At 53.0% G+C, this 22,883-nt stretch carries 22 protein-coding genes, 2 tRNA genes and 3 rRNA genes; 24 read left to right on the forward strand and 3 right to left on the reverse strand.

The annotated features are described in order from the left end of the window. The first annotated feature begins 65 nt into the window (after positions 1 to 65). Complete coding sequence (locus H3L93_RS12720) at positions 66 to 1,055, forward strand: Rieske 2Fe-2S domain-containing protein (RefSeq protein ID WP_003798538.1); 990 nt, start codon at positions 66 to 68, stop codon at positions 1,053 to 1,055. Here the strand turns inward: H3L93_RS12720 and H3L93_RS13415 are convergent. Then, entirely contained in the window at positions 1,019 to 1,153 is a 135-nt protein-coding gene (locus tag H3L93_RS13415) for a hypothetical protein (RefSeq protein WP_281365006.1), read from the reverse strand. The two genes, H3L93_RS12720 and H3L93_RS13415, sit on opposite strands and share 37 nt — an antisense overlap. Positions 1,154 to 1,217: 64 nt before the next feature. On the opposite strand from H3L93_RS13415, the gene H3L93_RS12725 reads away from it, so the two are divergent. The 8 genes from H3L93_RS12725 to H3L93_RS12760 all read left to right on the forward strand — a co-directional run bounded on the left by H3L93_RS12725 (position 1,218) and on the right by H3L93_RS12760 (position 5,660). After that, a complete protein-coding gene (locus H3L93_RS12725) occupies positions 1,218 to 1,640 on the forward strand; it encodes a toxin-antitoxin system protein (protein WP_155803228.1) in 423 nt (140 codons plus the stop codon). Between the two features lie 7 nt (positions 1,641 to 1,647). Then, complete coding sequence (locus tag H3L93_RS12730) at positions 1,648 to 2,151, forward strand: hypothetical protein (protein WP_003798542.1); 504 nt, start codon at positions 1,648 to 1,650, stop codon at positions 2,149 to 2,151. A gap of 306 nt (positions 2,152 to 2,457) precedes the next feature. Beyond that, on the forward strand, positions 2,458 to 2,799 hold the full coding sequence (locus tag H3L93_RS12735; protein WP_003798545.1) for a hypothetical protein: 342 nt from the start codon (positions 2,458 to 2,460) through the stop codon (positions 2,797 to 2,799). Between the two features lie 81 nt (positions 2,800 to 2,880). Continuing rightward, positions 2,881 to 3,192: a hypothetical protein gene (locus H3L93_RS12740; RefSeq protein WP_003798546.1), complete on the forward strand. Its 312-nt coding sequence runs from the start codon at positions 2,881 to 2,883 to the stop codon at positions 3,190 to 3,192. A gap of 42 nt (positions 3,193 to 3,234) precedes the next feature. Continuing rightward, on the forward strand, positions 3,235 to 3,912 hold the full coding sequence (locus H3L93_RS12745; RefSeq protein ID WP_003798547.1) for a DKNYY domain-containing protein: 678 nt from the start codon (positions 3,235 to 3,237) through the stop codon (positions 3,910 to 3,912). 101 nt (positions 3,913 to 4,013) lie between these two features. Next, entirely contained in the window at positions 4,014 to 4,418 is a 405-nt protein-coding gene (locus tag H3L93_RS12750; RefSeq protein WP_040559082.1) for a hypothetical protein, read from the forward strand. Positions 4,419 to 4,441: 23 nt separating this feature from the next. Then, positions 4,442 to 4,891, forward strand: a complete 450-nt coding sequence (locus tag H3L93_RS12755) for an Imm63 family immunity protein (protein WP_003798549.1) — start codon at positions 4,442 to 4,444, stop codon at positions 4,889 to 4,891. A 46-nt stretch (positions 4,892 to 4,937) separates the two neighbouring features. After that, a complete protein-coding gene (locus tag H3L93_RS12760; protein WP_003798550.1) occupies positions 4,938 to 5,660 on the forward strand; it encodes a hypothetical protein in 723 nt (240 codons plus the stop codon). Positions 5,661 to 5,689: 29 nt separating this feature from the next. On the opposite strand, the gene H3L93_RS13230 is transcribed toward H3L93_RS12760, so the two are convergent. After that, positions 5,690 to 5,935, reverse strand: a complete 246-nt coding sequence (locus tag H3L93_RS13230) for a hypothetical protein (protein ID WP_003798551.1) — start codon at positions 5,933 to 5,935, stop codon at positions 5,690 to 5,692. Positions 5,936 to 5,998: 63 nt separating this feature from the next. Here H3L93_RS13230 and H3L93_RS13235 point away from each other — a divergent pair, with 63 nt between their 5' ends. The 12 genes from H3L93_RS13235 (at position 5,999) to H3L93_RS12820 (ending at position 18,828) form a co-directional block, all read left to right on the forward strand. Next, a complete protein-coding gene (locus H3L93_RS13235) occupies positions 5,999 to 6,187 on the forward strand; it encodes a hypothetical protein (RefSeq protein ID WP_246313983.1) in 189 nt (62 codons plus the stop codon). A 53-nt stretch (positions 6,188 to 6,240) separates the two neighbouring features. Then, complete coding sequence (locus H3L93_RS12770) at positions 6,241 to 6,672, forward strand: hypothetical protein (protein WP_003798553.1); 432 nt, start codon at positions 6,241 to 6,243, stop codon at positions 6,670 to 6,672. A gap of 138 nt (positions 6,673 to 6,810) precedes the next feature. Beyond that, complete coding sequence (gene grpE, locus H3L93_RS12775; protein ID WP_040559084.1) at positions 6,811 to 7,344, forward strand: nucleotide exchange factor GrpE; 534 nt, start codon at positions 6,811 to 6,813, stop codon at positions 7,342 to 7,344. Positions 7,345 to 7,547: 203 nt separating this feature from the next. After that, the gene (locus H3L93_RS12780) at positions 7,548 to 9,002 is read left to right on the forward strand and encodes a cell division protein ZipA C-terminal FtsZ-binding domain-containing protein (RefSeq protein WP_003798556.1); all 1,455 of its coding nucleotides are present in this window, start codon (positions 7,548 to 7,550) and stop codon (positions 9,000 to 9,002) included. Between the two features lie 509 nt (positions 9,003 to 9,511). Next, a 16S ribosomal RNA gene (locus H3L93_RS12785) occupies positions 9,512 to 11,052 on the forward strand. A gap of 67 nt (positions 11,053 to 11,119) precedes the next feature. Next, positions 11,120 to 11,196: transfer RNA gene (locus tag H3L93_RS12790), tRNA-Ile, on the forward strand. Between the two features lie 50 nt (positions 11,197 to 11,246). Next, positions 11,247 to 11,322, forward strand: a tRNA-Ala gene (locus H3L93_RS12795). Between the two features lie 369 nt (positions 11,323 to 11,691). Then, positions 11,692 to 14,580 (forward strand): 23S ribosomal RNA (locus H3L93_RS12800). Positions 14,581 to 14,718: 138 nt separating this feature from the next. After that, positions 14,719 to 14,831: ribosomal RNA gene (rrf, locus tag H3L93_RS12805) — 5S ribosomal RNA — on the forward strand. Together the 16S, 23S and 5S rRNA genes with 2 tRNA genes alongside form the textbook arrangement of a ribosomal RNA operon. Before the next feature lie 143 nt (positions 14,832 to 14,974). Further along, complete coding sequence (gene uvrA, locus H3L93_RS12810) at positions 14,975 to 17,827, forward strand: excinuclease ABC subunit UvrA (RefSeq protein WP_040558205.1); 2,853 nt, start codon at positions 14,975 to 14,977, stop codon at positions 17,825 to 17,827. A gap of 34 nt (positions 17,828 to 17,861) precedes the next feature. After that, the gene (locus H3L93_RS12815; protein ID WP_003793058.1) at positions 17,862 to 18,398 is read left to right on the forward strand and encodes a hypothetical protein; all 537 of its coding nucleotides are present in this window, start codon (positions 17,862 to 17,864) and stop codon (positions 18,396 to 18,398) included. A 1-nt stretch (position 18,399) separates the two neighbouring features. Further along, entirely contained in the window at positions 18,400 to 18,828 is a 429-nt protein-coding gene (locus tag H3L93_RS12820; RefSeq protein ID WP_050755527.1) for a hypothetical protein, read from the forward strand. Positions 18,829 to 19,992: 1,164 nt separating this feature from the next. Here the strand turns inward: H3L93_RS12820 and H3L93_RS12825 are convergent. Then, positions 19,993 to 21,027, reverse strand: a complete 1,035-nt coding sequence (locus H3L93_RS12825) for an ACP S-malonyltransferase (protein WP_003793066.1) — start codon at positions 21,025 to 21,027, stop codon at positions 19,993 to 19,995. Positions 21,028 to 21,192: 165 nt separating this feature from the next. On the opposite strand from H3L93_RS12825, the gene H3L93_RS12830 reads away from it, so the two are divergent. The 3 genes from H3L93_RS12830 (at position 21,193) to rpiA (ending at position 22,801) form a co-directional block, all read left to right on the forward strand. Beyond that, the gene (locus H3L93_RS12830) at positions 21,193 to 21,726 is read left to right on the forward strand and encodes a hypothetical protein (protein WP_003793068.1); all 534 of its coding nucleotides are present in this window, start codon (positions 21,193 to 21,195) and stop codon (positions 21,724 to 21,726) included. A gap of 159 nt (positions 21,727 to 21,885) precedes the next feature. Beyond that, positions 21,886 to 22,092: a hypothetical protein gene (locus H3L93_RS12835; protein ID WP_003793072.1), complete on the forward strand. Its 207-nt coding sequence runs from the start codon at positions 21,886 to 21,888 to the stop codon at positions 22,090 to 22,092. A 25-nt stretch (positions 22,093 to 22,117) separates the two neighbouring features. Further along, entirely contained in the window at positions 22,118 to 22,801 is a 684-nt protein-coding gene (rpiA, locus tag H3L93_RS12840; protein WP_003793074.1) for a ribose-5-phosphate isomerase RpiA, read from the forward strand. Positions 22,802 to 22,883: the final 82 nt, after the last annotated feature.

A 22,883-nucleotide genomic window follows, 5' to 3' on the forward strand; every position in this document is an offset into this window, starting at 1 on the left:
CGCCGAAGCTGCGCTTTCAGGCTGCCGCAACAACCACATTCCCTTACTCAACCCCAACTCAAACCATGACCCCCAACTGGAAACACTATCCCCAAACATGGTACGCCATCGCCATCGCCCGTCAGCTCAAACCCAAGCAAATCCTATCAGGGCAACTGGGCGGCTTGCACTACGTCGTGTACCGTAGCGAATCAGGCAGCCTGAAAGCCGCCGATGCCTTCTGCCCACACATGGGCGCGCACCTCAAAGGCGGCAGCGTCGTGCAAGAAGCCATCGCCTGCGGGCTGCATGGCTGCCACATTATCCCGCAAAGCCAAGATGCCGCCGCCCCTGTAACCCAAGCCGTGCAACAAGGCTGCTGCCTCGCCACTCGCGCATGGCACGTTATCGAACGCTTCGGGCTGGTGTGGCTCTATCCGCCCGCGCCGCAAGCCCCCGCCATCCCCCCGTTCAACATGGTGAACGAACACGACCACCTGTGGACGCACACCGATCGCCTGATTGCCGCCGACTGGCGCGCCATGATATGCAACGGCTTTGACATCTCCCACATGCAAACCGTGCACCAGCGGCAAATCGTGGGCGAGCCGCAGTTTTTCAGGCTGCCCGACAGCGGCAACCGCCCGCAAGGCTTTTATATGGACTACCAAAGCCGCGTGCTGGAACACGGCGGCTGGTCCAGCGCGGTTATCCAAAAACTGTCGGGCGGACGGCTCGCGCTGCGCCATACCTGCATCGGCACGGCGGTGATGGTGCAAAGCAAAGTGGGCGCGTTCCAAACCACCGGCATCTTTGCCACCCTGCCGCAAGACGCGCCCGACACCCCGCCCGAGCAACGCCGCACCCGCGCCTTCGCCGCCATCGCCGTGCCCAAAGCCGCGCCCTATGCCCGCGCCCAACTCTTTGCCGCGCGCATGCTGTATCTCGCCTTTTTGCGCAAAGATTTTGGCGTGGTGGAAAATATGAGAATGCGGCTGGACGGCGTGGCAGACATCGGCGTGCAACAAGTGAGCGCGTTTCAATCGGAATTGGCGGAAATCCAACCCGAGCCGTAAACCGTTTCAGGCTGCCTATATCGCCCAAAGGCAGCCTGCGTAGCGAAGCGGAGTTGCGAAGCTAAAACGTATTCCGCGCCGCAAAGTAGGTCGGGCATTCATGCCCGACAAGTCCCGACAAATGTGAACAATATCAGGCATCAATCCCAAACCAACAAACTATTGCCACGCCCAACAGCTTTCAGGCAGCCTGAAACGGATAACCCCATGCCCACCGACACCCAAACCCGCCACCAAAAACGCATCGCCGCCCTTCGCGCCCGCAAAGTTTCGCTAATGAACAACAGCAAATGGGCGCGACTATTTGACACACTTTGGCGCAGCGCAGGCTTGCAATACGCCCAAGCCAAACCCCTCACCAGCGACCAGCTATACGACATAGAACTAGAAATCTATTCCGACCAACATCGCGGCTACACCAGCGACTACATCGCAGGTCCGATTGCCTTGGTGGAAATTGAATACATCATCATACCGCTGCCCGAAACCATCTGCCGCGAAACCCTTGCCACCGCGCTGGCTGCCAGCGGGCAATACGACACCGAATGGCTTGCAGGCAGCCTGAAAATCTACGGATACCGTTAGGAAACCCATGCCCCCCGAACCCCTCTTCCCCCAACGCTCCACCCCCGCCCCCTTGCCGCCCGAACTCACCGATTTCCACAGCCCCAGCTACCAACACGCCCTCACCGCATACAACCTCGCCCACGAAATCCACGGCGATGCCATACTGTTTGACCACGCCCAAGCCGCCCGCAGCAACCGCCAACTTTGGCGCGATTATCCCGAATTGCGCGGGCAATACTGGCAAATCGGCAGCTCAGGGCAGGGCGACTTTTGGTTACTGCGCCGCGACGGCAATATCTGCTGGTACGACCACGATTTAGGCGAAATCACCCCCGCCGCCATCGTTGATTTCGACATCACATTTGACCAATTTCTAGCCCTATCCGCCTACCTCGCGCAAATAGAACGCACCCTAGACACAAACGAACACTATTTCGCCAACCCCGCACACCGCCAAGCCTTTGCCGACACGCTCAACCGCATCGCCCAAGGCTTGTTTGCGCGTTATCCGTATCGATATTTTGATTAGCCGATAGGACGGCCTGAAATCCCATTTTTAACCCAACCCGAAAGGAAAACCGATGAAAACCAGCGTAACCTTCCGCTCCAACGCCTTCCCGCCCGTCAAAAACGACACCATCAACGCCCCCATGCGCTAGGGTCTGTTGACAATCAGCCTTGCGGCGGTGTTTTTGGCAAAAAATACCCGCCTGCCGCGTCAAAAATGCTCGCAAGGTGTCCAACCTTGCTGTGCTTTTTTCCTTGCATTCGGGCATTTTTTACTCAAAAAACCGTCTCGCAAGCCGAATGTCAACAGACCCTAAAAACTCGCCCAATGGCTTGCCGCCGAATTGCCAAGCACGGTTTGCCCGTAACCGATTGCTATGACGAGGATTGGGGCTGGGAAATTGAATTTGAGCACGCCGGTTTCCCGCTGCGCTTGGGCTGCGGCAATATGGACGAAGAAGCGGGAGCGGGCGAAGCGGGAGCGGGCGAAGCGGTGGCATTCTGCTGCTTTATCACGCCCAGCCGCGCCACGCTGCGCCCGCTCAAACGCCTGTTTCGCGCCGTGGACACCCGCCCCGCGGTGGGCAGGCTCGCCGATGCGCTGGATGCCGTGTTGCGCGCGCATCCGCAAATCAGCGACATTGAATGGCAAGACGAACAGGCAGCCTGAAAGCCCGCCGACCCGTTTTAACTCCGTTGAAGCCTGCGGCTTTCAGGCTGCCGCTCCAACCAGTCATCACCAAGGACCCTTATGGCACGCAACAGCGAATCACTCAACACCTTAATCTCCACCAGCGGCACCATCGCCGGCATGGGCTTGGCAATCGTCGGCATTTTGGCGGCGAAGCAGTCGATGCAATACAGCGAAATGATTTCGGACGATATGTTTCTGTTTTCCTCCATCGGCTTTTTGCTGGTGGTGGTTATCGGCTATCTGGCGCAAAAACATAGCGAACAGCATTACTACTCCCGCTTGGTGCGGCTGGCGGAATGGCTGTTTTCGCTGTCGCTGCTGCTGCTGGTGGTCGCCGCGGCGCTGGTGCTGCTGTATGCCGAGGCGTAAGCCCAAAGGCAGCCTGAAAACCTATCCGCGAAAAGAAATCCCATGTGGCAAAAACTGCAAACGCTCCCCAACCAACAAACCCACAGAGGCAAAATCGTCTACTGGCACATCCGCGATGGCGCAGTCTGGCACCAACACCGCAAAATCCACCGCGCCGACCCTGCCACGCTAGAAGTCTTCCAAACAGATGGCGGCTCAGGTTTTATCGCCCGCGATAAAAACCACGTTTACCACGCATGGACAACCCTAAAAAACATCGGCCGCGCCAGCTTTGAACACATTGCCGCCTACCTCTGGCGCGACAAAAACCACGTTTACGCCGAACACGAAACCTCCCTGCGCGCCATTGCCGAAGCCGACCCCGCCACCTTCCGCTATCTCGGCAATGACTGGGCAGCCGACCGACACCACGCCTATTACGCCACCCGCCGCGTCAAACACTGCACCCGCCTCGACACCCTGCGCCTCATCGGAGCATGCTACGCCGCCGATGCCGATCACGTTTACTGGGACGGTAAACTCCTGCCACAAGCCGACCCCGCAAGCTGGCGGCATCTGCACGACAGCTTTTCCAAAAAACTCCGCCACGTCTATTACGGTACACGCATCATCCCCCGCGAAAACCCCGCCGATTGGAACACGGAACGCGCCCAGACTACCGATGTTATGCGTGTCATGCGGCACATCGCCCAAGCCCAAGCAAACGATACGGCAGCCTGAAAACCGCAGGTTTCAACGAAGTTAAAACCCGTTGCCCCGTTTTCAGGCTGCCTATGCAGGCAACACCCAAGGCAGCCTGAAAATCCAAAAAGGAACCCGCCATGAGCAACACCCATTACGTCTGCTTCCCCTGCCGCACCGCCGTCAAACGCGCAAAATCATGGTGCCGCGGCGACGAAGAACGCGCCCCGCGCTGCCCCCATTGCGGCGGCGCGTGCACCGAATTGGACTACCGCGCCCCCGTTCCGCCCAAAAACAAAGGCAAAGCATGGGCGGCGCTGTTCGCCCGCACCCTAGCTGAGCAACGCCGCCGCAACGGCTACGACCCCGCCGCGCTTGCCGCCCGCAAGCACCAACTGGAACGCGAAGCCGCCGCCCTGTCGGCACGGTTAAACAACGCGAAAAACCCGCCCCATCCCGACCATGCCAAGCAAATCCGCCGCGAACTGCGCCGCGTGCAAAACGCGCTGGTGTGGTACGGCGTGCGGCCGGATGAGGCAGCCTGAAAACCCGCGCCACGGAGCCCCCCATGTTCAACTTCTTCCGCCGCCCCAAAATACTCACCTTCGAGCAAATCCGCGCCGAGACCGACCGCCTGCGCGCCCTTATAGGCGCACCCGATAATGTGTGTCCGCTGCTCAGTTCCTCGTTTGGCGACGGCTCGCCCTTTCTCCGCGTCGTGGCAGACGGCTATATTTACGCCAACGAAGAGCGCGGTCATGTTTACAACGAAAGAAAAACGCAGGATTTAGACGAACTGCTGTATTGGATAATGAAAGACATCACGTTCAGCATGGCGGTGGATTACGAAGTCGCAAACCGCGTACCCAAAACCGACTTCCGCCGTATGCTGTTCGCCAAAGATTTGGAATTATTAGGCAGCCTGAAACCCGAATGGCGCGAACGCAAGCAGCGGGAATACGATGCCGTTCTGGCGCAATACCCGTTTAACGATGAAATTGGATACAAGGTAGCCTGAAAATCTGTTTGCCGTCCGCTGCCCAAAAGCAGCCTGAAAGCCCGCCATGCCCCTTGCCGAAGCCAACCTTGCCCACCCCCACCGCCAAGCCGCCCTGTGCGCCCAGCTCGCCCGCGCAGGCGTCGTATTCCGTTTCGGCGTATGGCAAGCCCCCGCGCACAGCGACCCCGAAGCCGACCACGCCGCCGCGCTTGCCGCCCTGTTTGCGCAAATTCTGCAAGCCGACCACGATGCCCAAGCCGAGCGCATTGCGCAATACCACGCCGAGCGGCTCGCCGCCGCGCAAAACGACACCGAACGCGCAAAAATCCGCCGCGCCGCCGCGCAAAACCCGCTGCCGCCGCTCAGCTTTCACCCCCAAGCCGCCCGCAGCGCACCGTTGGACACCTGCTTTATCCAGCCCGCCGCCAGCCTGCGCCCCAGCCGCGACTACGCCCAAGCCGAATTTGATCCGCAAAACTGGTTCGTCCGTCTTTATCGCGCGTTCAACGAGCCGCCCTACGGTTTGGGCAGCCTGCCCGAAGCCGACCGCCGCGCCCTGTGGGCAGATTTCTGCGAACAAACGGGGCTGCTGCCAGAAGCCAATATCAGCGTGCGCGACTGGGTGCGCCACAACAGCTACAACCACAATGGCAGAGCGCAATACAGCCGACACCCGCTCAGCAACTATTTTGATGCGGGGTTAGAATGGTGGGACATCTGGTGCCTCACCATACACCATCCCCGCCGCCAAACCATCGCCGCCCTTGCCGCCAGCGCAACCGATTAGGCAGCCTGAAAACAACAAACCAACACCATTCACACCCCATGCAAAAATTCATCCTCCTGCGCGGGCACGAAGGCGCAGGCAAAACCACCTACGCCGCCCGGCTCATCGCCCAATTCCAACGCGACTACCCGCAAGCCTGAATCGTTTACATCGACAACGACCAAGCCCTCACCGACCCGCAAGGCAACTACCGCTTTGACTTTGAGCAATTCGCCGCCGCCCACCGCCAAAACCAAGCCCGCCAGCAAGCCGCGTTTGAATACGGCAAAGCCCATCCCCAAGCCGATTTACTCATCATCAACGCCAATCCCAACCAAAAACGCAAAACCTGCGAAGCCATGCTCGCCACCGCCCGCAGCCACGGCTTTTCCACCGAAACCTACCGCCTGCACCACTTCCATCCCAACCTGCACGGCGTGTCGCCCGAAGAAGTCGCCCAAAGCTACGCGCGGCTCAACGCCAACCCCGTGGAGGGCGAAATCCACATCGGTAAAGTGGACGAAAAATCAACAAATTGCTATGATTAGGCAGCCTGAAAATCCGATAAACCCCCAACCACACATCAAACCAAAGGCGTACCATGCAGCCTGAAAAACCCATCATCTTTACCTACATTGAATCAACCCATCTTGAAACAGAAGAGGAGAAACTCATGCGTAATCTCAACACTCTGATGCACCGCATCTTCATGGACATTGAAGGCGTAACCGACTCCGCCCTTGTGGACGGCGCAGCAGGCAAACTGATGAAACACGAAGGCAACCACACCGATTTTGACACCCTCACCCACGGCATCGTCGCCATCTACAACTTCAAAGCCCGCATCTCGCGCGCCCTGCAAACCAAAGAGCCGATGGAATATTTTTGGGTAACCCTGCAAAACCAACACCACGTTTTCTACCCCATCCCCATGCGCCCGCACATGTTTATCTACATCGCCGTGGACAAAACCAGCACCATGCCCACCAACGTTATCACCAAGCTCAAACAACTCACCCTGCCTACTGATTAAACCCCAATGGGCGTAATCCATTTTCAGGCTGCCTTATACGCTCTATATATTAGGCAGCCTGAAAACTTGAAAATCCACACCGTAGCCCCTAATTAAGAGCGCACCATGAAATACAACCCATTCAAAAGAGGCAAAAAAATGACCAAACAAACCCAAACCCCCGAAACAGAAAATCCAACCGTAGAAACCGCCGAAAGCCAAGCCGAGCAACCCACCCTAGAATCCCTGCAAGCCCGCATCGCCGAGCTAGAAGGGCAGCTTAAAGACGAACAACTGCGCAGCCTCGCCAACGAGCAAAACCTACGCCGTCGCTTCCAAGAAGAAATCCAAGCCGCCCACAAATTCGCCGCGCAAAAATTCGCCGCCGAAATGCTCACCGTCAAAGACTACCTAGAAATGGCATTGCAAGACCAAAGCGGCAATTTTGAAGCGTTGAAAATGGGCGTCAGCATGACTCTCAACGAGCTTAACAAAGCCTTTGACAATACCCAAATCAAAGAAATCCCCGCCGAACAAGGCAGCAAACTAGACCCGCACCACCACCAAGCCATGCAAGAAGTAGAAGCCAGCGAACAAGAAGCAGGCACCATCGTCGGCACACTCAAAAAAGGCTACACCCTCAACGAGCGCGTATTGCGCCCCGCGATGGTAACCGTCGCCAAAGCCGCCTAATCCATCCAAAGGCAGCCTGAAAACGAGAAAACACGTTTCAGGCTGCCTTTGTCGCGTCAGATGAAAAGAGTGAATACAAGTTCTCAATCCCCGCTTCAACAACGCCCAACCTCGTTTCAGGCTGCCTCATCATCTTAAATCCGTTATAATCCCAATATTTAGCGCATTAGGCGCATCACTCTATTCGCACGGAACAACAAAAAATGAATATTTTTCTCCTCATCATCATCCTACTTGCCGTACTCATCGTTGTTGTCGCCTACAACATGCACCAAGAAAACCAATACCGCCAAAAAATCCGCAGCCAATTTGGACACGCCGACAGCGATGCCCTGCTCAACGCCAGCCACCGCTCCACCCGCGACGGACAAACCTTCGCCGAAACAGGCAAACGCCTGCGCCGCAGCCCCGTAAAACCCGAAACCCCAAGCGAGCCCACCGTTGCGCCCAACCCAGCCAAACCCACGCCCGCGCCGCAACAAACGCATCCTGAAAAACCCAAAACCGAATTGCCCCAGCCTAAACCCCAAACCCAACCCGCCGAAAAACCCACCGCAAAAGCTGCGCTACAACTCACTGCCCAGCCCATTGACAACGAAATTAGCGTAACCATTAACGCCAAACCCGATTTTCAGGCTGCCGAACAAGAAATCTCCGTTAATCTAGCCCCTCCCGCCCAGCCCATCGCCAAACCCAAAACCAATCCCAACCAATCCGAGCTCCAATTTGACCGCACCGAGCAACAACCCAAGCGCGAAACCCCATTCGCCCAAATCATCAACAGCGTAACCAACGTAGCCGCCCCCCCAGCCGAAGCCCGCAAACCCTTGATTTCACTCGCCAGCCTAGAAAACAGCGATTTGCAATGGTTTGATAAACGCTTTGACTACATGAGCTACATCGCTCTCTACGAACTCCAAGAACTCAACGTTATCCCCCGCCTATCAGGCAGCCATCGCTTTCAAATTGTCGGCTGCACCCTAGACGGACGCTTCCAAGTCGCCGAACCCATCCCAGGCGTTGCCTACCAAGCCTTTGTAATCGGCTTGCAAGCCATCAGTCGCAGCGGTTTAGCCAGCGAAGAAGAGCTGGAACACTTTGCCCAGCAATCGCGCCAATTCGCCGAAAAAATGAACGGCATCGCCAGCACCACCCACACAGGCGATTTCCTTGAAGCCGCCCGACCGCTAGACGAACTCTGCGCCCGCGTCGATCAAACCATCGCCATCCATCTCGTTGCCCGCTCCAACGTATCAGGCAACGAACTGCGGCATGCCGTAGAGAAAGCAGGCTTTATGCTGATGCACGACGGCACATTCGCCTACCTTGGCAGCGACGGCGACCCCAAATACACCATCGCCGCCCTTGATGGCAGCGTGTTCACCGAAGCCCTGCTCAGCAACCAGCCCTACAAAGGATTCAGCATGCTGTTTGACATCACGCGCGTTCCCAGTGCCGAAGAAGACTTCAACGAATTTATGAACATCGCCGTCAAGCTGTCCGGCGAACTCGGCTTAGACCTTGTGGACGACCAAGTGCGCCAGCTCTCCACCGAGTGGCTCAAAGAAGTCCGCACCTATGTTGGCGCGCGCCAAACCGAAATGCGCCGCGTAGGCATAGAACCCAACAGCCCGCTTGCCAAACGCGTGTTCGCCTAATAAACAAACCGTATCCTAAAATTTTGGATACGGTTTTTGTTTGCGGATTAGGTTGGTTTCACAGAAGCGCATATACTCGTTTTCAGGCTGCCTCTGTCTAAATGAGGTGTTAAACCTCCAAGGCAGTCTGAAACTGTGCCTCCATTTTTATGCTGCCATTTTTGCTGTTTGCTGCTTCTGTTGATAAAAGTCCCCGAACAAAAAACCATTATTGCGCAATCATTTGACCGTTTTACAGAAACATTTTCTGTTGTGGGGATTGACAATATTGGTTTGTGTGCGTATAGTTCGCATCTTTCGCTGCTACGGCAGTCAAAGCTTCTGTAAAGAAGCTTAAGTTTTGTTCTTTAAGAAGACAGATTACCGATAAGTGTGAGTGCCTGATGGTCTCACACTGCGACAAAAACAGACAAGAAGGATTAATGATGATTTAGGCTTTTAGTTTGAATTGTTATTGATTGCCTTGTCAGTTTCTTTGAAGCAGACCAGAATAAAGTAAGTTAGAGATTAAACATAAGAGTTTGATCCTGGCTCAGATTGAACGCTGGCGGCATGCTTTACACATGCAAGTCGAACGGCAGCACGAAAGAGCTTGCTCTTTTGGTGGCGAGTGGCGAACGGGTGAGTAATGCATCGGAACGTACCGAGTAATGGGGGATAACTATCCGAAAGGATAGCTAATACCGCATACGCTTTGAGAAGGAAAGTGGGGGCTCTTCGGACCTCACGTTATTCGAGCGGCCGATGTCTGATTAGCTAGTTGGTGGGGTAAAGGCCTACCAAGGCGACGATCAGTAGCGGGTCTGAGAGGATGATCCGCCACACTGGGACTGAGACACGGCCCAGACTCCTACGGGAGGCAGCAGTGGGGAATTTTGGACAATGGGCGCAAGCCTGATCCAGCCATGCCGCGTGTCTGAAGAAGGCCTTCGGGTTGTAAAGGACTTTTGTTAGGGAAGAAAAGGATAGTGTTAATACCATTATCTGCTGACGGTACCTAAAGAATAAGCACCGGCTAACTACGTGCCAGCAGCCGCGGTAATACGTAGGGTGCGAGCGTTAATCGGAATTACTGGGCGTAAAGCGAGCGCAGACGGTTTATTAAGCAAGATGTGAAATCCCCGAGCTTAACTTGGGAACTGCGTTTTGAACTGGTAAGCTAGAGTATGTCAGAGGGGGGTAGAATTCCACGTGTAGCAGTGAAATGCGTAGAGATGTGGAGGAATACCGATGGCGAAGGCAGCCCCCTGGGATAATACTGACGTTCATGCTCGAAAGCGTGGGTAGCAAACAGGATTAGATACCCTGGTAGTCCACGCCCTAAACGATGTCAATTAGCTGTTGGGCAACATGATTGCTTAGTAGCGTAGCTAACGCGTGAAATTGACCGCCTGGGGAGTACGGTCGCAAGATTAAAACTCAAAGGAATTGACGGGGACCCGCACAAGCGGTGGATGATGTGGATTAATTCGATGCAACGCGAAGAACCTTACCTGGTCTTGACATGTACGGAATCTTCCAGAGACGGAAGAGTGCCTTCGGGAGCCGTAACACAGGTGCTGCATGGCTGTCGTCAGCTCGTGTCGTGAGATGTTGGGTTAAGTCCCGCAACGAGCGCAACCCTTGTCATTAGTTGCCACCATTCAGTTGGGCACTCTAATGAGACTGCCGGTGACAAACCGGAGGAAGGTGGGGATGACGTCAAGTCCTCATGGCCCTTATGACCAGGGCTTCACACGTCATACAATGGTCGGTACAGAGGGTAGCCAAGCCGCGAGGTGGAGCCAATCTCAGAAAACCGATCGTAGTCCGGATTGCACTCTGCAACTCGAGTGCATGAAGTCGGAATCGCTAGTAATCGCAGGTCAGCATACTGCGGTGAATACGTTCCCGGGTCTTGTACACACCGCCCGTCACACCATGGGAGTGGGGGATACCAGAAGTAGGTAGGCTAACCGCAAGGAGGCCGCTTACCACGGTATGTTTCATGACTGGGGTGAAGTCGTAACAAGGTAGCCGTAGGGGAACCTGCGGCTGGATCACCTCCTTTCTAGAGAAAAAGAGACGATTAGGCACTCACACTTATCGGTAAACTGTACATAAAGATGCGACACATAGGGTTTGTAGCTCAGGTGGTTAGAGCACACGCTTGATAAGCGTGGGGTCGTAGGTTCAAGTCCTACCAGACCCACCAAGAGAAGCAAGCCGCAAGTAAAAAACCTCATGAGAGGAAAAGAGAATACTGGGGGCATAGCTCAGTTGGTAGAGCACCTGCTTTGCAAGCAGGGGGTCATCGGTTCGATCCCGTTTGCCTCCACCAAGATTTCCCAAATCAAAGCAGCCTGAAAGCATGTTAGGCTATTTTAATTTGCGAAAACAACGCATCGATCTTTAACAAATTGGAAAGCCGAAATCAACAAACAAAGACAAAAGTTTGGATTGGTTTGAAATGCTGGTGCAACAGCATTTCAGGCAGCCTGAAATGCCATTTAACGCAAGTTAAAAAGCAAACAGGCAAAAAAGAAACAAACAAAAGAATTTGGGTGATGATTGTATCGACTTAATCCTGAAACACAAAAGGCAGGATTAAGACACAACAAAGCAGTAAGCTTTATCAAAGTAGGGAATCTAAGTTATAGCGGTAGTCAACGCTGGTTATAACGAAGTCAAAAGGTTCTTCAAATGATAGAGTCAAGTGAATAAGTGCATCAGGTGGATGCCTTGGCGATGATAGGCGACGAAGGACGTGTAAGCCTGCGAAAAGCATCGGAGAGCTGGCAATAAAGCAATGACCCGGTGATGTCCGAATGGGGAAACCCACTTAGTTTACTAAGTATCCTTGTCTGAATACATAGGACAAGAGAAGCGAACCCGGAGAACTGAACCATCTAAGTACCCGGAGGAAAAGAAATCAACCGAGATTCCGCAAGTAGTGGCGAGCGAACGCGGAGGAGCCTGTATAAGATAGCCAAACTGTTAGAAGAAGGAATTGGAAACTTCTGCCATAGTGGGTGATAGCCCCGTATTCGAAAACAGATTGGTGGTACTAGGTATACGACAAGTAGGGCGGGACACGAGAAATCCTGTCTGAAGATGGGGGGACCATCCTCCAAGGCTAAATACTCATCATCGACCGATAGTGAACCAGTACCGTGAGGGAAAGGCGAAAAGAACCCCGGGAGGGGAGTGAAATAGAACCTGAAACCTGATGCATACATACAGTGGGAGCGGAATAATTCCGTGACTGCGTACCTTTTGTATAATGGGTCAACGACTTACATTCAGTAGCGAGCTTAACCGGATAGGGGAGGCGTAGGGAAACCGAGTCTTAATAGGGCGACATAGTTGCTGGGTGTAGACCCGAAACCGAGTGATCTATCCATGGCCAGGATGAAGGTGCCGTAACAGGTACTGGAGGTCCGAACCCACGCATGTTGCAAAATGCGGGGATGAGCTGTGGATAGGGGTGAAAGGCTAAACAAACTCGGAGATAGCTGGTTCTCCCCGAAAACTATTTAGGTAGTGCCTCGAGTATGAGACTGATGGGGGTAAAGCACTGTTATGGCTAGGGGGTTATTGCAACTTACCAACCCATGGCAAACTAAGAATACCATCAAGTTGCTCCTCGGGAGACAGACATCGGGTGCTAACGTCCGGTGTCAAGAGGGAAACAACCCAGACCGCCAGCTAAGGTCCCAAATGACAGATTAAGTGGTAAACGAAGTGGGAAGGCACAGACAGCCAGGATGTTGGCTTAGAAGCAGCCATCATTTAAAGAAAGCGTAATAGCTCACTGGTCGAGTCTTCCTGCGCGGAAGATGTAACGGGGCTCAAATCTGTAACCGAAGCTGCGGATGCACTTTTAGTGCATGGTAGGGGAGCGTTCTGTAGGCCTGAGAAGGTGTATCGTAAGGTATGCTGGAGGTATCAGAAGTGCGAATGTTGACATGAGTAGCGATAAAGCGGGTGAAAAGCCCGCTCGCCGAAAGCCCAAGGTTTCCTACGCAACGTTCATCGGCGTAGGGTGAGTCGGCCCCTAAGGCGAGGCAGAGATGCGTAGTCGATGGGAAACGGGTTAATATTCCCGTACTTGATTCAAATGCGATGTGGGGACGGAGAAGGTTATGCTGGCAATCTGTTGGAATAGATTGTTTAAGCCGGTAGGTAGAAGGAGTAGGCAAATCCGCTTCTTTAATATCGAGACGTGATGACGAGTGTCTACGGACATGAAGCAGCAAATACCACGCTTCCAGGAAAAGCCACTAAGCTTCAGTTTGAATTGAACCGTACCGCAAACCGACACAGGTGGGCAGGATGAGAATTCTAAGGCGCTTGAGAGAACTCGGGAGAAGGAACTCGGCAAATTGATACCGTAACTTCGGGAGAAGGTATGCCCTCTAATGTAAAGGACTTGCTCCGGAAGCATCTGAGGGTCGCAGAGAATCGGTGGCTGCGACTGTTTATTAAAAACACAGCACTCTGCTAACACGAAAGTGGACGTATAGAGTGTGACGCCTGCCCGGTGCTGGAAGGTTAATTGAAGATGTTAGCGCATCGGATCGAAGCCCCAGTAAACGGCGGCCGTAACTATAACGGTCCTAAGGTAGCGAAATTCCTTGTCGGGTAAGTTCCGACCCGCACGAATGGCGTAACGATGGCCACACTGTCTCCTCCCGAGACTCAGCGAAGTTGAAATGGTTGTGAAGATGCAATCTCCCCGCTGCTAGACGGAAAGACCCCGTGAACCTTTACTGTAGCTTTGCATTGGACTTTGAAGTCACTTGTGTAGGATAGGTGGGAGGCTTAGAAGCAGAAACGCCAGTTTCTGTGGAGCCGTCCTTGAAATACCACCCTGGTGGCTTTGAGGTTCTAACCCAGACCCGTAATCCGGGTCGGGGACCGTGCATGGTAGGCAGTTTGACTGGGGCGGTCTCCTCCCAAAGAGTAACGGAGGAGTTCGAAGGTTACCTAGGTCCGGTCGGAAATCGGACTGATAGTGCAATGGCAAAAGGTAGCTTAACTGCGAGACCGACAAGTCGAGCAGGTGCGAAAGCAGGACATAGTGATCCGGTGGTTCTGAATGGAAGGGCCATCGCTCAACGGATAAAAGGTACTCCGGGGATAACAGGCTGATTCCGCCCAAGAGTCCATATCGACGGCGGAGTTTGGCACCTCGATGTCGGCTCATCACATCCTGGGGCTGTAGTCGGTCCCAAGGGTATGGCTGTTCGCCATTTAAAGTGGTACGTGAGCTGGGTTTAAAACGTCGTGAGACAGTTTGGTCCCTATCTGCAGTGGGCGTTGGAAGTTTGACGGGGGCTGCTCCTAGTACGAGAGGACCGGAGTGGACGAACCTCTGGTGTACCGGTTGTGACGCCAGTCGCATCGCCGGGTAGCTAAGTTCGGAAGAGATAAGCGCTGAAAGCATCTAAGCGCGAAACTCGCCTGAAGATGAGACTTCCCTGAGGATTTAATCCTCCTAAAGAGTCGTTCGAGACCAGGACGTTGATAGGCAGGGTGTGGAAGCACGGTAACGTGTGAAGCTAACCTGTACTAATTGCTCGTGAGGCTTGACTCTATCATTTGAAGAACTTTGCAATAAAACAAAGTGAAGCAAAGATAAAGCTTACTGATGAATACATTCATCACCGAAATAAGACAAAATAAAGTAATAAATAAAAAGTTGATAAACGGCTTGCCAATTTGACAGTTTATGTTTGGCGACCATAGCGGTTTGGTCCCACTCCTTCCCATCCCGAACAGGACAGTGAAACGAACCAGCGCCGATGATAGTATGGATTCCCATGCGAAAGTAGGTCATCGCCAAACTCCTTATGCAAAACCCCTTTGGTTGCCATCACAGCCAAAGGGGTTTAGTCTTGGCAACTTGTTGGGAAGTGTTAGACTTTATTTATTGGATTTACCAGCAAATGTTAAAATACACGGTTCTTAATTTTACAGGCAGCCTGAAAATGTCCAAAACCAAGCCCCAACACACCCGCGATCACGACACCATCCGCATCCGCGGCGCGCGCACGCATAATTTGAAAAACATCGATTTGGACATTCCGCGCCACAAGCTGGTGGTGGTAACGGGGCTGTCGGGCAGCGGCAAATCGTCGCTAGCGTTTGACACGCTGTATGCCGAAGGGCAGCGGCGTTATGTCGAGAGCCTGTCCGCCTATGCGCGGCAGTTTTTGCAGATGATGGACAAACCCGATGTCGATTTGATCGAAGGCCTGTCGCCCGCGATTTCCATCGAGCAGAAATCCACCAGCCACAATCCGCGTTCCACCGTCGGCACGGTTACGGAAATCCACGATTACCTGCGCCTTTTATACGCCCGCGTCGGCACGCCGTATTGCCCCGAACATAATCTGCCGCTGTCGAGCCAAACCGTATCGCAGATGGTCAATGCCGTATTGAAGCTGCCGGAAGACACGCGCGTGATGATTCTGGCACCGGCGGTGCGCGAGCGTAAGGGCGAGTTTGTCGATTTCTTTGCCGACTTGCAGGCGCAGGGTTTTGCGCGTGTACGTGTGGACGGCGAAGTCTATCAACTTGACGAAGTGCCGAAGCTGGAAAAAAACATCAAACACAATATCGACGTGGTCATCGACCGCGTAAAAGTGAAGGCGGACATCAAACAGCGGCTGGCAGAAAGTTTTGAAACCGCGCTGCGCCACGGAAACGAGCGCGCATTAGCGATGGAGATGGACAGCGGCGAAGAACATTGGTTTTCCGCGCGGTTTGCCTGCCCCGTGTGTTCGTACAGCCTGCCCGAATTGGAGCCGCGCCTCTTTTCGTTCAACAACCCGATGGGCTCCTGCCCGACTTGCGACGGCTTGGGCAACACCAATTTCTTCGACCCCGAAAAAGTAGTCGCCCATCCCGAATTGTCGCTGGCTTCGGGTGCGGTTGACGGCTGGGACAAGCGCAACCAGTTCTATTTCCAAATGATTCAGTCGCTGGCGCGGCATTACGGTTTCGATGTGCAGGCTGCTTGGGAAACGCTACCTGAAAAAGTCAAAAAAGTCGTGCTGCACGGCTCGGGCAAAGAAGTCATTGATTTCACTTACCTATCCGAACGCGGCACCACCTTCAACCGCAGCCACGCCTTCGAAGGCATCATCCCCAATCTCGAACGCCGCTACCGCGAAACCGACAGCGAAACCGTGCGCGAAAAACTGCGCGAATACCAAAACCACCGCGCCTGCCCGAGCTGCGGCGGCGCACGTTTGCGCAAAGAAGCCCGCTACGTTTACGTCAGCGGCGAACCGTTGCACGAAGTCTCCGCCTGGCCGCTCACCAAAACCCACCAATTCTTCGAAACGCTGGATTTGGACGGCAACAAAAAACAAATCGCCGAAAAAATCCTCAAAGAAATCACCGAGCGGCTCGGCTTCCTGATTAACGTCGGGCTGGATTACCTAAATTTAAGCCGCTCCGCCGAAACCCTCTCCGGCGGCGAAGCCCAACGCATCCGCCTCGCCAGCCAAATCGGCAGCGGCCTGACCGGCGTGATGTACGTTTTGGACGAACCCTCCATCGGCCTGCACCAGCGCGACAACGACCGCCTGCTCGCCACCCTCAAACGCCTGCGCGATTTGGGCAACAGCGTGATTGTGGTCGAACACGACGAAGACGCCATCCGCGAAGCCGATTTCGTGGTCGATATGGGCCCGGGCGCAGGCGAACACGGCGGCAACGTACTGATTGCCGACACCCCCGAAAACGTCGCCAAATGCGAAAAATCCATTACCGGACAATATCTAAGCGGCAAAAAATCCATTGCCGTGCCGTCTGAACGCACGCCCGTCAATCCTGACCGAATGCTTGTCCTCAAAGGCGCGCGCGGCAACAACCTTAAAAACGTTACCCTCGAATTGCCGCTCGGTTTGATTACCTGCATCACCGGCGTATCCGGCAGCGGCAAATCCACCCTGATTAACGACACCCTCGCCAAAATTACCGCCCGCGAACTCAACCGCGCCCAAGAAGAGCCCGCCCCATACGACGACATCCACGGCCTCGAACACCTCGACAAAGTCATCAACGTCGACCAATCCCCCATCGGCCGCACCCCGCGCTCCAACCCCGCCACCTACACCGGCCTGTTCACTCCCATCCGCGAACTCTTCGCCGGCGTGCCCCTCTCGCGCGAACGCGGCTACAACGTCGGCAGATTCTCCTTCAACGTCAAAGGCGGCCGCTGCGAAGCCTGCCAAGGCGACGGCGTCATCAAAGTCGAAATGCACTTCCTGCCCGACGTATACGTCCCCTGCGAAGTCTGCCACGGCAAACGCTACAACCGCGAAACCCTCGAAATCCAATACAAAGGCAAAAACATCAGCCAAGTCCTCGACATGACCGTCGAAGAAGCCCGCGAATTTTTCGACGCCGTCCCCACCGTATCGCGCAAACTGCAAACCCTGATGGACGTAGGCCTCGGCTACATCCGCCTCGGCCAATCCGCCACCACCCTCTCCGGCGGCGAAGCCCAGCGCGTCAAACTCGCCTTGGAGCTGTCCAAACGCGACACTGGCAGAACGCTCTATATCCTCGACGAACCCACCACCGGCCTACACTTCGCCGACATCGCCCTGCTGCTGGAAGTCATAGGCCGTCTGAAAGGCAAAGGCAACTCGATTGTGATTATTGAGCATAATCTGGACGTAATTAAAACTGCGGACTGGATTGTCGACTTAGGGCCGGAAGGTGGCGATGGCGGGGGGAGGATTATTGCTTCAGGTAGCCCTGAGCAGGTAGCGAAGGTTAAGGGAAGTTATACTGGGAAGTATTTGAAGGATGTTATTAATATCTGACACTTGATAATTTTAAGCTTGTTTTTGGAGTATCATGAAAAATTTAAAACAAATTTTTAACTATTCCTTCCCAATATTGGTAGCTGTTATTGGTTTTTCATCAAGTATAGTTAGTCTTTTTATTGATTTAAATATGAAGATATCTATAAAATGGGTAATATTTTTAATCGTAATATCTTTAACTTTGATTTGTGCACTTGGTAAATATATTTTTGAACTATTAAAAAAACAGAGTAAACCAGCAATGGAAAATCCAATAAGCTGCATGAAAGTAAATGAGATGGGTAATAATGAAGTAATATTTTTAATCAGAAATAATGAGAATTTTAAATATAATATATTTGTTGCTGGATACGGCAAAAGAAATCAATTAGATACCTTATTATTTGTTGGTTTTGTAGAAAATGCTCAAGAAAAAATGCTACAGATTCGGGTAAATACTTGGGTTCAAGAAGTTGATCTATTTGATTTGCAAGGAAATATTAAGCAAGAAATATTATCATCTATTGAAATTAGACCTGTAATTCCTAGACAAGCTATCGATGTTTTAACTAATAATGGAGGCTATTGAAATGTCTAACAACCGATATTTTGCTCAAATTGTTGATATTATAGATAACCTTAATGTTGTGATGAATGCTGGAGAGAATAGGGGAGTAAAAATTGGAAATCAATTTCTTATTGTAGGTATTGGCAAGGAAATCTTTGATCCAGATACAGAAGAGTCCCTAGGATTTGTAGAAATTATCAAGGGAAATGTAAAAGTAGTGCATGTACAAGAAAAAATGGCAACACTTCAATCCACTGATTTAATTAAAAGGCCAGATGTTAGAGAAATTACAAAAGTAAGCAAATTACACGAAGGACGTGATGCGCTAACAAGAATACTTGGTAATCTCTCTCCAAGCCAAACGACAACAGAAATAATTAAACCTCAAGAAGCAAATTTAAAACCATTAAATAATGTTAAAATTGGAGATAAAATTATTTTAATTAAATAAGCAAACCGTAGCTTACATACCCAACCGACCGCGTGCGTGGCTGCGCCACACACCCTACCTGTGAATTACAAGGAACTTCAAAGCCAACGTGTAGGGTGTGTGCAGTACGCACGCACGCGGTTACTTGATTGTCGGTTTGCCGTTTTCAAATGTGCAGGCTGCTTTTCAACTCCGTTGAAGATTCGTCTTCAACAAGCTGCCATTCAAATATCCTATCGATAAAGACTACCTGAAAACAAACAAAGTGAGTAAGCCGCAGCCTGCACATCCAACACCTAAACCACAAACAAAAATCCTATGGCGCGTTATCGCAGAAACTTCATTGCCGGCGGCACATTCTTTTTCACTGTCAAACTCGCCGACTCGAAATCACGCCTGCTTGTCGAACATATCGGCTTCGCGCGCGGCTTATATGGATGTGCAAAAACAATATCCCTTTGAAACCATCGCCGTATGCGTGCTGCCAAACCATATTCACGCCACTTCGGAATTGAAGTTTTCATAGGGCTACGTCTCTCTTGTTGTTTAGTGAATAATTTCATAAATATAATTGCTAACCAAGCACATGCAATATCCATAAAAAGAATCACAGGCATACGAAGTTACGGTATATGCACTGAATAACAATGTAAATATACTTATGAGCATCGCAATGGGTAGGGTTTTTATATCTCTTATAAAAAATAAATTGATCAAGGTTGCCACTGCGAATAGGCTTGCAATATAGCTTGATAATTTAATGAATTTACGTAAATATGAAAATAATTCTGCATCCATCACTATGGTTATTTTTATGAGCCATACGGTCAAAAATATCGATGATGGGAGATTTAATAAAATTTGAGCAATAAGAAAGAAGCGATTTTTTTGCTTCATTTTATCGAATATTTTTAAGTTTATCATGAATATCTCTAGTTGTTCCCATACTATTCAGCCAACCTAGGAAGCCGTAGCCTCCAGCCCCAATCACCTACCCACCTAAAACAAATCCATGTGCAGGCTACTTTTCAACTTCGTTGAAGTTTCGTTTTGAGCAAGCTGCCATTCAAATATCCCATCAATAAAGGCTACCTGAAAATTATACACTTCAACAAAGCCGAATATTTTTCAGGTAGCCTTTTTTAACTTCACGGCAGCCGCAGTTTCAAAAATCAGAGACCGCCGTTATCCGCCAAACAACGCCGCCTTGCCTTCCGCGCCGGAAACATCCAGCACTTCAATTCCTTCCCCGTCCAGCACGGCCTGCGTCAGCATGGCCACACCGCCGGAGGGGCCGATTTCCAAAATCCGCCGCACGCCCAGCGCGGCCATGCTGCGGCATTCGGCCACCCAGTCCACGGGATTGACCAACACATTTTGCGCGATGCTGCGTGCCTGTTCCGCATCCAAACCGCAGGCTGCCGCCCATTCAGCCACTTGCGCTACGGCGGGCAGCATGGCGGGGTGGTGGAAACCGACTTCCACGTCCAACCGCCACAGCAGGTTTTCGGGCGTTTGGCCGTTTTCGTCTTTCACCGTGTTGGACAACACGCCGCACACACGCGCCACCGATTCGGGCTTGCCGCTGACGACAAAACCGTCCGCGCTGTTCTGCAAGCCGATACACGGGCGGTCGGCAGAATCCGCGGGGAACAGTTCGTCAATCACGGCGGCAAGCTGCCCGCGGCTCACGCCCTGCACCATCACCATCGGATGCAAGTCGTCGTGCAGATACATGCCCGTTGCGCGCCCTTGCAGCGTGGCCGCCGCGCCAATCAATTCGGCCAAAGCCAGCAGTTTGGCGGCGTGCTGCGGCTCGCGCATCAGATAGCGCCCGAGTATGCCCTGCGAATGCCCGATAACGCCCGCCGCCTTGCCGCTGTCCAGCCCGCGCGCTTCCAGCGTGTGCAGATTGGCGATTTGCGCAAGGAAAATGCCGGGCGCGCTCACGGCGGCACGCACCAAATCAATGCCGTCTGCGCCATTTTCCGCCCATTTGATCGGCTCGAAACCCTGCGGGCGGGCGGTGGCAAGCTGCTCTGCGACTGGTGCCAAAATTCGGGCGGCAGCGGCGGCCACTTCATTTGCCCTGTCCCGCGCCCCGTCGGCCAAAGTCTCGCGCAGGCTGCTTATCCAATCAAAGCCCTGTCCGGAAAAACACAATGCGAACGGTTTGTCATAAAAATGTTCCGGCAGGCGGTTTTGTTGCAGTTGGCTCATGGTTTCACTCCCTCCGTAATCGGTGTTGAACGGTTTGCAAAACTTAATGTGATGATTGTATGACGAATAACGCGCTTGTGCCACGCCTTCGAGTCAGTCACAGCTTTCAGGCTGCCTCATCCGATTTCCCGTTATCATTCCGTTTTATTGTTGAAAGGAAATTCTATGCTCGCTGTTATGTCTGCCTCAGAAAAACTCGCCGCTGCGCAAGCCTTGTTTGTCGAAACCCTGCTGGCCGCGCTGCCGCAAAAAGCAGCCTGCACCGTATCGGGTGCGGGCGGCGGCTTTGAAGCTGAAGTGTCTTATTCAGCCGAACTGGATTTGTGGTACGCCATGCAGGCGCAGGGTAAAAAATGTTGGAACGGCTTCGGTATCGGCCAGCCCGTGGCCGGCAAAAAGGTGTTGATTGCGGCGGAAATCAATTTCCCCACTGAAGGTCTGAACCGCGCCGTTTCCGGCGTGTTCGCGGAGGATAGCAACGGCGGCGTTTGGGTGCTGCACCGCGGCAAAATCCGCGGCGGAAAAGCCCTGTTTTTCCAATACTACCAAGGCGAAACCCTTACCGCAGACGACGGCGGCAAACCCGACACCTTCGCCCTAATCGGCAGCCTGAACGACACCGCTTTCCCCGCAAAACTCGCCGCCTTCGTGCACCAAATCCTAGCAATCAAAGCCGCCGCCAAACACGCTGCGATATAGTTTTCAGGCTGCTTTTGTGCTATGAGGCAGCCTGAAACGCTATTTTCAGGCTGCCGCAATCCGGCGGCAACCAATCTCGCTGCTCGCTGTAAGCCATCCAACCCGTCTATTTTTAAACGTCCAACACCATCTGAACACTCAACGGCAGTCTGAAAACGTTTGGGCTTTGCTAAAACGCGCGCCCTCGGTTTGTCTGATAACGACTCTGGCTTTTCAAGCTGCATCGTTTGCAAAACGTATCAACCGCTCGCCAGCGCCATCAACGCGATTGAACAACAAGCCATCGTCGCTCCGTGCCGAATAGGGTTTCAGGCTGCCTCCGCCTCCGCAAAACACTCCCCCAAAGGCAGCCTGAAACGTCTATAATCATCCCGTTCCCCCCAACCAAAGGATGTGCAAAATGAGCAACTTCACCCAAGACCAACTCAAACAACTCGCCGCCGCCAAAGCGGTGGAATTTGTGCCCGAAAACGAATACATCGGCATCGGCACAGGCAGCACCGTAAACTTCTTTATCCAAGCGCTCGGGCAAAGCGGCAAGAAAATCAAGGGCGCGGTAACCACTTCGCTCAAAAGCGCGGAGCTGATGGAGCAATACGGCATCCCGCAAATCCAGCTCAACGAAGTAACGCGCTTGGGCGTGTATATTGACGGCGCGGATGAAATCAACCACATGATGCAAATGATAAAAGGCGGCGGCGCGGCATTGTTGCCCGAAAAAATCGTCGCCACGCTGTCCGACCAATTTATCTGCATCGCCGACGAAAGCAAATATGTGCGCAAGCTGGGCAAGTTTCCCCTACCGGTGGAAGTGATTCCGATGGCGCGTTCCATGGTGGCGCGCAAAATCGTGAAACTGGGCGGGCAGCCTGAATTACGCATCGGCTGCAAAACCCTGCACGGCAACGAAATTTTGGATGTGCACGGGCTGGACCTTTCCGAGCCGATGAAAATGGAAGACACGCTCAACCGCATCACGGGCGTGGTGGAAAACGGCTTGTTTGCCCACCGCTATGCCGATTTGCTGATACTCGCCAAAAAAGACGGCGCGGAAGTGATTCAAGCGCACGTTTGATGGGGATACGGTTTTCAGGCTGCCTTTTGCGGATAAAAAGGCAGCCTGAAAATTGAAATCCTAACCACAAATAAAGGCAGTC

The organism is Kingella oralis (assembly GCF_014054985.1).
GTDB lineage: Bacteria > Pseudomonadota > Gammaproteobacteria > Burkholderiales > Neisseriaceae > Kingella_B > Kingella_B oralis.